Source organism: Kitasatospora sp. NPDC004799 (assembly GCF_040609095.1).
Classification (GTDB): domain Bacteria; phylum Actinomycetota; class Actinomycetes; order Streptomycetales; family Streptomycetaceae; genus Kitasatospora.
Map to the genome: position 1 here is coordinate 1 of NZ_JBEXJK010000336.1, position 9,256 is coordinate 9,256.

General features: G+C 73.1%; 11 protein-coding genes. 10 read left to right on the forward strand and 1 reads right to left on the reverse strand.

The window, feature by feature from the left end:
- Nucleotides 1-26: 26 nt before the first annotated feature.
- Nucleotides 27-1,400, reverse strand: a complete 1,374-nt coding sequence (locus ABZW03_RS31030) for a condensation domain-containing protein (protein ID WP_355265590.1) — start codon at nucleotides 1,398-1,400, stop codon at nucleotides 27-29.
- A gap of 438 nt (nucleotides 1,401-1,838) precedes the next feature.
- On the opposite strand from ABZW03_RS31030, the gene ABZW03_RS31035 reads away from it, so the two are divergent.
- The 10 genes from ABZW03_RS31035 to ABZW03_RS31080 form a co-directional block, all read left to right on the forward strand.
- On the forward strand, nucleotides 1,839-3,386 hold the full coding sequence (locus ABZW03_RS31035; RefSeq protein WP_355265593.1) for an AMP-binding protein: 1,548 nt from the start codon (nucleotides 1,839-1,841) through the stop codon (nucleotides 3,384-3,386).
- A complete protein-coding gene (locus ABZW03_RS31040) occupies nucleotides 3,368-3,631 on the forward strand; it encodes a phosphopantetheine-binding protein (protein ID WP_355265595.1) in 264 nt (87 codons plus the stop codon). The genes ABZW03_RS31035 and ABZW03_RS31040 overlap by 19 nt, the downstream gene beginning before the upstream one ends.
- A 2-nt stretch (nucleotides 3,632-3,633) precedes the next feature.
- On the forward strand, nucleotides 3,634-4,677 hold the full coding sequence (locus tag ABZW03_RS31045) for an anthranilate phosphoribosyltransferase (RefSeq protein WP_355265598.1): 1,044 nt from the start codon (nucleotides 3,634-3,636) through the stop codon (nucleotides 4,675-4,677).
- The gene (locus ABZW03_RS31050) at nucleotides 4,674-5,534 is read left to right on the forward strand and encodes a tryptophan synthase subunit alpha (protein ID WP_355265601.1); all 861 of its coding nucleotides are present in this window, start codon (nucleotides 4,674-4,676) and stop codon (nucleotides 5,532-5,534) included. The genes ABZW03_RS31045 and ABZW03_RS31050 overlap by 4 nt, the downstream gene beginning before the upstream one ends.
- A gap of 12 nt (nucleotides 5,535-5,546) precedes the next feature.
- A complete protein-coding gene (locus tag ABZW03_RS31055) occupies nucleotides 5,547-5,921 on the forward strand; it encodes an ectoine synthase (RefSeq protein WP_355265604.1) in 375 nt (124 codons plus the stop codon).
- Nucleotides 5,922-5,933: 12 nt separating this feature from the next.
- The gene (locus tag ABZW03_RS31060) at nucleotides 5,934-7,073 is read left to right on the forward strand and encodes an acyl-CoA dehydrogenase family protein (protein WP_355265607.1); all 1,140 of its coding nucleotides are present in this window, start codon (nucleotides 5,934-5,936) and stop codon (nucleotides 7,071-7,073) included.
- Nucleotides 7,074-7,079: 6 nt separating this feature from the next.
- Nucleotides 7,080-7,763 (forward strand): N-(5'-phosphoribosyl)anthranilate isomerase, encoded by a 684-nt coding sequence (locus ABZW03_RS31065; protein WP_355265610.1) that lies wholly within the window; start codon nucleotides 7,080-7,082, stop codon nucleotides 7,761-7,763.
- On the forward strand, nucleotides 7,760-8,599 hold the full coding sequence (locus ABZW03_RS31070; RefSeq protein ID WP_355265613.1) for an indole-3-glycerol-phosphate synthase: 840 nt from the start codon (nucleotides 7,760-7,762) through the stop codon (nucleotides 8,597-8,599). The genes ABZW03_RS31065 and ABZW03_RS31070 overlap by 4 nt, the downstream gene beginning before the upstream one ends.
- A gap of 4 nt (nucleotides 8,600-8,603) precedes the next feature.
- The gene (locus tag ABZW03_RS31075) at nucleotides 8,604-8,819 is read left to right on the forward strand and encodes an MbtH family NRPS accessory protein (protein WP_224280506.1); all 216 of its coding nucleotides are present in this window, start codon (nucleotides 8,604-8,606) and stop codon (nucleotides 8,817-8,819) included.
- A gap of 26 nt (nucleotides 8,820-8,845) precedes the next feature.
- A partial coding sequence (locus ABZW03_RS31080; RefSeq protein ID WP_355265616.1) for a Glu/Leu/Phe/Val dehydrogenase dimerization domain-containing protein occupies nucleotides 8,846-9,256 on the forward strand: 411 nt, incomplete at its 3' end.

The window sequence follows — 9,256 nt, forward strand, 5'->3', positions numbered from 1 at the left end:
CGGCCGACAAGCCACACGGACTGTGGCTACTCTGCCCCGTCGTCACCCGCAGCCAGGCCGGCCGGCGTCTCCCAGGCCGAGATCGGCCGTTCGGGACCGGCGACGAGCTGGTCGAGCAGCGCCCCGAAGGCCTCGGAGAGTCGCCGCACCGTGTCGCGGTCGAAGAGGTCGATGGCGTACCGGATGGCGCCGGTGAAGCGTTCCCCGTCGTCCGTCAGCGAGACCTCGAGGTCGAACTTCGCCACCTCGTTCTGGATCTGATGGCCACTCACCTCCAGGTCCGGAAGCCCGGACGGGAGCGCGGGCGGGCCCTCCAGCTGGAACATGACGGTGAACAGCGGGTGCTGGCCGAGGTCGCGTTCGGGCCGCAGCTCCTGCACCAGCCGTTCGAAGGGGACGTCCTGGTGGGCGTAGGCCTCCACCGCGCACCGCCGCACCCGGGCGAGCACCTCGGTGAAACCCGGGTCGCCGGACAGGTCGGTGCGCAGCACGAGCGTGTTGACGAAGAAGCCGATCAGGGGCTCCACCTCGATCCGGGTCCGCCCGGAGATCGGCGTCCCCACCGTCACGTCGGCCTGTCCGGTGCAGCGCGCGAGCAGGACCTGGAAGGCGGCCAGCAGCGTCATGAACGGCGTCACCTCGTGGGCGCGCCCCAGTGCGCGTATCCGGTCGGCGAGTTCCGCGGGGATCTCGATCCCGACCTGGTCCCCTCGGCCGGACCACACCGCGGGGCGGGCCCGGTCGGTCGGGAGGACCGACGGGCTCATGTCCGCCAAGTGCTCGCGCCAGTAGGCGAGTTGGTCCAGCAGAGCGGTTCCGCCCTGGTGGCTCCGCTGCCAGTCGGCGAAGTCGGCGTACTGGACGGGCAGGTCCGCCAGGGCGCTCGGCCGGCCGTCGACGGCGGCACCGTACCCGACGGCGAACTCCTGCCACAGCACCGACAACGACCAGCCGTCACAGGCGATGTGGTGAATCACCAGGACCAGCAGGTGGTCGTCGGGAGCGACGCGGATCAGTCGGGCCCGCAGCTTCGGAGCGGCCCCGAGGTCGAACGGGGTCGCCAGATCGGCGGCCACCAGCTCTCGGGCCCGCTGCCAGGCCTGCTCCGCCGGGGTGTGCGTCAGATCGGTGAGTGTCGGCACGAAGGTCTCGACCGGTTCCGTGACGTGGCACGGGCCGTCCTCGGCGTCGACGATCCTGCCGCGCAGCACCTCGTGGCGCCGCACGACCTCGGTGAGCGCCCGGGTGAGCGCCTCCTCGTCCAGCCGGCCGCGCAGACGGACCGCGGTCGGGACGTTGTGGTCGGGCCGACCCGGCCGCAGCCGGTCGAGGAACCACAGCCGCTGCTGGGCGAAGGACAACAGGGTCGGAGCGTGCGCGCGCCGATCGGGACCAGGCATGACGGATCCACCTTTCACGGCGATCGGGAACGCTTCAGCGCCCCCGGAAATCCCCTCGCCGATTCGCTACTTCGCGAACAGTACGGCGGATACTAGGAGGCTCCCGTCTCACTCCGCAAGATCGAGGAGAGGGTTACGGACATCAAGAAAAAATTGACGCCGGCCCGTCGATGTCCTTTATCCAGATCGAACACGCTCGACGGCTAGCATCGGCGCCGCAGACCGTGGCACCATCCCTGACGTGCCGTCATGGTGCTGATCCCACCGGCCGCTTCCCTGGACGGGCGTCACGTGATAATTCTTCTTTCGCCCCGGGAAGGCCGGATCCCGACCCCATTCCTGTCGGGCCTTCATCGTCCCGAAATAGATCGGTGAACCCTTTGCCTGAACTCATCCGTTGTCCATGGATCCACCTCGCCGCATGAACTCGGAGAAGTCATGACGCAGCAGCAGAGCCTGGTGGGTTCATTCCTCGCGCACGCCACCGGCCATCCCGGCGATCCGGCGTTGGTGTGGCGCGGCGAGGAGACGACCTACCGTGGACTCCTCCGGCTCGCGGAGCGGGAGCGCGTCCGGATCGCCCGGCTCGCCCTGAACGCGGACGAGCCGATCGGCATCCCGGCCGCCAAGTCGCCCGCGACGATCGCCCTGGTGCTCGCCTGCCTGCTGGAAGGGCGGCGCTTCCTGCTGCTGCCGGCGCCCACGCCGGAGGGGGGAGCGTCCCACGCGCTGGTCGAGCGGGCCGGCATCCGGCACGTCCTGTCGCCGGAACGTCCCGAGGAGCCCGGCCCCGGTTCCGTCCCCGGCCCCGCTGCCGAGGACGGGCCGGCGGAGCCGAGGGCGCCGTACCGCACCCAACCCGCCGACGTCTCCTTCCTGTTCACCACCTCCGGCTCCACCGGGCAGCCGAAGATCGTGCCGCTGACCACGGGCGCGGTGGACCGCTTCACCACCTGGGCCGGCGAGCGGTTCGGCATCCGCCGGGGGACGACGGTTCTCAACCACGCCCCGCTCACCTTCGACCTGTGCCTGCTGGACATCTGGACCACCCTCAAGCACGGCGGCCGCGTCGTCCTGGTCGATCCGGCCCGGGCCACCCAAGCGGGCCACCTGCTGGACCTGGTGTCCCGCCACGCGGTCCAACTCGTCCAGGCGGTACCGATGTTCTACCGGCTGCTGGTCGACGCGGCCGCGGCGGACGGCCGGCGGCTCGACACGGTCGAGCACGTCGTCTTCACCGGCGACAGCCTGCCCGCCCGCTGCCTGGCCGAACTCCCGCGCCTGTTCCCCCGCGCGCGGCTGTACAACGTCTACGGCTGCACCGAGACCAACGACAGCTTCCTGCACGAGGTCGACGGCACCGAGCCGGCGGACGGCCCGGTGCCGATCGGGCGCCCGCTGCCCGGGGTCCACGCGGTGATCGTCGGTGCCGACGGCGGGATCGTGACCGGGCCCGGCACCGGCGAACTCCACGTCGCGACGCCCTTCCAGACCGACGGCTACCTGGACCGGGCCCAGGACGCGGGCCGGTTCGCGACCCACCACCACGACGGGCGGGCGCGGCGCTACTTCCGCAGCGGCGACCTCGTCCGGCGGGACCGGGACGGCCGCATCACCCTGGAGGGCCGCAACGACCACCAGGTCAAGGTCCGCGGGGTGCGGGTCAACACCCACGAGGTCGAGCAGGTGCTGCTCGACCACCCCGAGGTCGTCGAGGCCGCCGTGGTGGCCGTGCCCGACCCGGTGGCCGGCCGCCTGCTGCGGAGCGTGGCCCGTCGCGCGCCGGGCAGCCGGCTCAACTCGCTGACGCTGCGCCGGCACTGCGCACAACGGCTGCCGCTCACCGCGGTCCCGTCGACCCTGCTGATCGTGGACGGCCCGCTGCCCAGGACGTCCACCGGAAAGATCGACCGCGCGCACGTCGAGCGCGCCTGCTCCCCCACCCAGCCAACCGAAGGAACGGCCACGTGCGACACGCCGCGGTAGTCACGCAGTTCATCATCGAGGAGTTCCTGCCGGACGTCGCCGCGAGCGAACTGGAGCCCGACTACGACCTCGTGGACGGCGGGGTCATCGACAGCCTCGGCCTGCTCAAGACGATCGCCTGGCTCGAGGACCGCTTCGACCTGCGCGTCGAGGAGATCGACCTCGACCCGGACAGCTTCCGCACCGTCGCCTCGATCAGCCGGTTCATCGAACAGGCCCAGCCGCTCCGAACGGACTCCCTCTAGCCATGCACGAGGTGCTGCGAGCGCTGATCCACCGGGACCGCACCGTCGACCAGGAGCTGTGGGGGTCCTTCTGGGACCAGCTGCGCGACGGCGCGCTCCGGCGCGGCGAGACGGTGGCGCTGCTCTCCTCGCTCTCCACCCGGATGCCCGACCCGGACACCCTGATCGGGATGCTCCGCTCGCTGGACGAGCGTCGGCCGGCCGTCGCCGCGCGGCTGGACGGTACGGTCAACATCGTCGGCACCGGAGGCGGGCCGGCCACGTTCAACGTCTCCACCGCGGCGGCGTTCGTCGCCGCGGCCATGGGCGTCCGCGTCGTCAAGACGGGCTCCCGCGCCTACACGAGCAGCTGCGGCTCCCACGACCTGCTCGACCGCCTCGGCATCGGAACGACCACCTCGTACGGGCAGACCGAGGCCCAGCTGGAACGCCACGGCATCACCTTCCCCGGAACCTTCGTCTACCCGCGGGAGGTGGCGCTGCTGGCCCGGAGCATCGTGCCGCTGGACCTGCGGATGATCGGCGGATTCGTCAACTCCGTGGGCCCCTTCCTGGCCGCGGTGCCGGTCTCCGCCCAGCTCGTCGGCGTCTCGGACCGTTCCCTGCTGCCGACGCTGGGCCGCCTCGCCGCCACCGTCACCGGCCGGAGGATCTGGCTGTGCTCCAACGAGCTGGGCGTCGACGAACTCGTCGGCTCCGTGGACAACGTCCTCCTCACCAACGACGGCGCCGACCCGATCCGGCTGCCGGCCGAGGCCCCTGTACCCGCCGCCGACGCGCTCGCCGGGCTGCGGCCGGCCGGAGCGGGAGAGGACGTGGTCGACCACTTCCTCGGCGTGCTCTCCGGAGCCGGGACGGACCTCGCCACCCGGACCGTCCGGCTGAACGCCGCCGCACTGGCCGTCGCCGGCGGGCTGATCGCGCAGTGGCCGGAGGCGGTCGGGGCGGCCGACGACGCCCTGCGCTGCGGCGCCGCGCGCGACCTCGTCGACCGCCTGCGGACACGACCGGCACACCGCGGCGCGGCCCCGGGGCGTGCGCGGTGAGCGGGTTCTTCGCCCGCCGGCCGCCGGACCGGCCCGGCCTGGCGGTGTTCCTCAACGCCGGGGACCCGCCGCTGCCCGTCCTGGCCGACCTCCTGCGGATGCTCGACGACTGCCGGGTGGACTGCCTGGAGCTGGCGGTGCCGTTCCCCGACTCGGTCACCGACGGGCCCGTCATCCGCCGGTCCGCGCGGCGGGCGCTGGCCGAGGGCGGCGGACTCGACGAGGTGCTCGACTTCCTCGGCGGGATCCTGCCCCGGCTGCGCCACCTGCGGGTGGCCCTGCTGGCCGACTGGAGCCACACGGTCAGGGAGCTGACCGTGCCCGGCTTCGTCCGGCGGGTCGCCGACTCGGGCGTCGACGGGCTGCTGGTCCACGCGCTGCCACCGCGGCTGCGCCCCGGCTACCTCGACGCGGCGCGGGAGGCCGGGCTGCCCGTGGTCGCCACCTGCTACGCCGGGTCGACGGCCGAGGTGCGGGCGGCGGCCGCCGAGTCCGCCACCGCGTACCTGTACCTGGTGGCCCGCTACGGCCGCAGCGGCGGCGAACTCACGGCCGACCACCGGGAACTGGCCGCCGCGCTGGCCGCCCTGCGGGGGACGGCCACCGCACCGACCGACGTACCGACCACCGCACCGACCACCGCACCGACCGCCACACCCACCACCGCACCGATCGCCGTCGGGTTCGGCGTCCGTTCCTGGGCGGACATCGCCCGGCTGCACCGCCTCGGCGCCGATGCCGCCGTCGTGGGCAGCGCCGGGGTCGCCCGGATCGAGCGGGCCCTCGCCGAAGGGGCCGACGTGGTCGAGGAGTTCCACACCTTCGTGCACACCGTTTCACCGTATTCGAACCGCTAGGAGGCACACCCGATGATCGTCCGACGCCTTGACGAGGTGACCAGCGTGGACTGGGGCAACGGCCTCAGCCGCAGGTTCCTCCTCGCCTCCGACGGCCTGGGCTACACGATGACGGACACCACCGTCCGCGCCGGCACCAAGTCCAGGCTGGAGTACCGCCGCCACCTGGAGGCCTGCTACTGCATCGCGGGCGCGGGCGAGGTGGTGGACACCGACGGCACGTCCCACCCGATCGAGCCGGGCACCCTGTACGCGCTCGACCGGCACGACGCCCACTTCCTGATCGCGGGCCCGGACGAGGACCTCCGCCTGGTCTGCGTGTTCTCGCCCGCGCTGCGCGGCGACGAACGCCACGACCTGGACTCGACCGAGTTCTCCGAGTACTGACGGGACCGACGGATGATCAGCTGGAGCGCCGACCAGATCGCCCTGGGCGACGGGATCGGCCGATGGTGCGAGGAGCTCAGTGCGGGCCACCTCGAACGGGACGCGGAAGGCGCCTTCCCCTGGGACAAGTGGGCGCTGATCCGGAAGTCCGGGATCCTCGGCCTGCCGTTCGACGAGCAGTGGGGCGGGCTGGGCCAGGACCTGCTCACCACCATGCACGTGCTCGAACGGCTCGGCACCGGGTGCCGTGACGGCGGACTGAACTTCTCGGTCGCCACCCACCTGGTCAGCGCCGGGGTCCCGCTGCAACGGTTCGGTTCGCCCGAGCTCAAGGCGCGCCACCTGCCCGGGATCTGCTCGGGCGAGACGATCGGGGCGCACGCGATCAGCGAGACCGAGAGCGGCTCCGACGCGCTGGCCATGAGGACCACGGCCACCCGCGAAGGCGACGGCTTCGTCCTGCGGGGCAGCAAGTCCTTCGTCACCAACGGCCCGGTGGCCGGCCTGTTCACGGTCTACGCGCGCACCCACCCGGACGGCGGCCCGCTCGGGATCACGGCCTTCGCCGTGGAGCGGGACACCCCGGGGCTCGTCGTCGGAGCACCCGTCGCCACCATGGGGCTGCGGACCGCGCCGCTGGGCGAACTGCACTTCGACGACTGCCGGATCCCCGCCTCCGCCGTGATCGGCCGGGTCGGGTCCGGGTTCCTGGTCCTGGACCACGTGATGAAGTGGGAGATCCTCTGCTCCTTCGTCGTCACCGCCGGGCAGATGCGGCACCGGCTCGACCGCTGCGTCGAATACGCCCGGGAACGCGTCCAGTTCGGCAGGCCGATCGGCTCGAACCAGTCGATCTCCCACCGGATCGTGGACATGAGGATCGGCCTGGACACCGCGCGGAAGTGGCTCTACGACACGGCGGTCCGGCTGACCGCGGGCGAGAACGTCACGACCGACATCGCCGTCAGCAAGCTCCTCGCCGGCGAGAGCAACCTCGCCTCCGCGCTGGCCGCCGTGCAGATCTTCGGCGGCAGCGGCTACCTGACCGAGTACGGACTCGAGAAGGACCTGCGCGACGCCGTCGCCGGCCCGATCTACTCGGGCACGACGGAGATCCAGCGCAACCGCATCGCCGCCATGTTGGGGTTGTGACACCTGATGCTGGTCAAGATCTGCGGAGCCGCCTCGGCCGAGGACGTGGCGTCGCTCGACCGCGCCGGGGCCGACCTCGTCGGCCTGTGGCACGGCGTTCCCGGCGGCCGCTCCGAACTGACGCTCCGTCAACTCACGCTGCTCGCCGAGTCGGTGCACCGGACGGAGCGGATGCGTCCGGTCCTCGTCACCTTCCTCGGCGACGCCGGGGCGCTGCGCGCGGCGACGGCCGCGGCCGGGGTGCGGTGGATCCAACTGCACGGCTACCAGCCGCCGGGCCTGGTCCGCGCCCTGAAGGCCGACAGCGACCTCACCGTGGTCAAGGTGCTGCACCTCGGCCCGGACACCCGCGCGGAGCGGTCGCTGATCCCGGCGTACGAGCGGGCGGGGACGGACCTCTTCCTGCTGGACACAGCGGCCGGGGACGGCCGGATCGGCAGTACCGGGCAACCGGCGGACGGCGCGGCCGCCCTCGGGATCGCGGACCGCCTCGCACGGCCCTTCCTGCTGGCCGGCGGCATCTCGGCCGACAACCGGGAGGACTACCGGGCGGTGGTGGACCACCCGCTGTTCCTGGGCATCGACGTGGACACGGCCGCCAGAGGCCTCGACGGACGGCTGAGCGCCGACCGGATCACAGCCGTACGGCGCGGCTGGCGGGCGGCCGACGGCCCCGGGGCGACCGGATGACGGGCGCGTTCGTCGAAGCGCTGCTGGACGCCCGCCGACCGGTGATCATGGAGCTCAAGCGACGGGACGCCGCGGGGCAGGACCTGTTCGGCGACCGGTCGGTGGCCCGGCTGGTCGCGGACTACCAGGACGCCGGCGCCCCCTGCCTGTCCGTGGTGACCGGGCACTGGTTCGGCGGCACCCCGGAGCTGCTGCACGAGGTCGTGGCGGCGACCGAACTGCCCGTGCTGCAGAAGGACTTCATCACCCGCCGGAGCCAGCTGCACCAGGCGCGCGAGAGCGGCGCGGCCGCCGTCCTGCTGACCGCCGCGCTGCTGCCGCGCGCCACCCTGGGCCGTCTGGTCGACCTCGCCCTGCGGCTGGGCCTGACGCCGTTCGTCGAGGTCGCCACCGAGGAGGAGGTCCGCCGCGTGCCACGCGCCGAGGAGTGCGTGGTCGCCGTGAACAACAAGGACATCACCACCCGCGAACGCGGCGCGGGCGACCTCGGGCGCAGCTCCTCGCTGCTGCCCGCGGTGCTGGCCGGCGGCACCCGGTGCCCGGTGAGCGCCGGGGCCATCGGCCACCCCGACGAGGCCGCCCGCCTGCTCGCGGAGGGCTTCGCCGGGGTGCTGGTCGGCACCGGCCTGCTGCGCGCCGCCGGCCTGCCGGAGTGGCTGGACGGCCTCGACGCCCGCCTGGACGCCCGCCGTGGCACCCGCCTCGACGCCCGCCGTGGCACCCGCCTCGACGCCCGCCGTGGCACCCGCCCCGACCCCGGCCCCGATCCCGACCGCGAACCGGCTCCACCCGTCCGCCGCCCGGCGGACCCCCCGACCACCGACACCTGGAGGTAACGGCATGACCAGCGAAGCACCCGAGCAGTGGAAGGTCGTCGTCAACGACGAGGAGCAGTACTCGATCTGGTCCGCCGACCGCGAGTCCCCGGCGGGCTGGCACGAGGTCGGCGTCCGGGGCGCGAAGGACGAGTGCCTCGCGCACATCGAACGCGTGTGGACCGACATGCGCCCCCGCAGCCTGCGCCTGCGGTCCGTCCCGGAGGACGGTGCGCGGTGAACCGGACGCTCGCACCGCAGGGTGCGGTGACCGAACCGCCCGTGCTCTCCACCACCCTGAACCTCGCGGGGCAGCGGGCCCGGGGCTGGGTCGTCGTCGACTCCCTGGTCGACGGCCTGGCCATGGGCGGCACCAGGATGACCCCGACGGTGACCGAGCAGGAGCTGGCCGGGCTCGCCAGGGCGATGACCCACAAGCTCGCGCTGGTCGGCCTGCCCATCGGCGGCGCCAAGGCCGGCATCGCGCCCGGTCCGGGCGCCACCGTCGAACGGCGGGCGGTGCTACGGGAGTTCGGCCGCGCCGCGGCCCCGCTGCTGCACGGCGGGGTGTACCTGGGGTGCGACCAGGGCACCACCTACGCCGACCGGCAGCTCGCCTTCGAGGCCGCCGGGTACGACGTCACCCGCCGCCCCGGCACCACCCGGCTCACCGTCGGC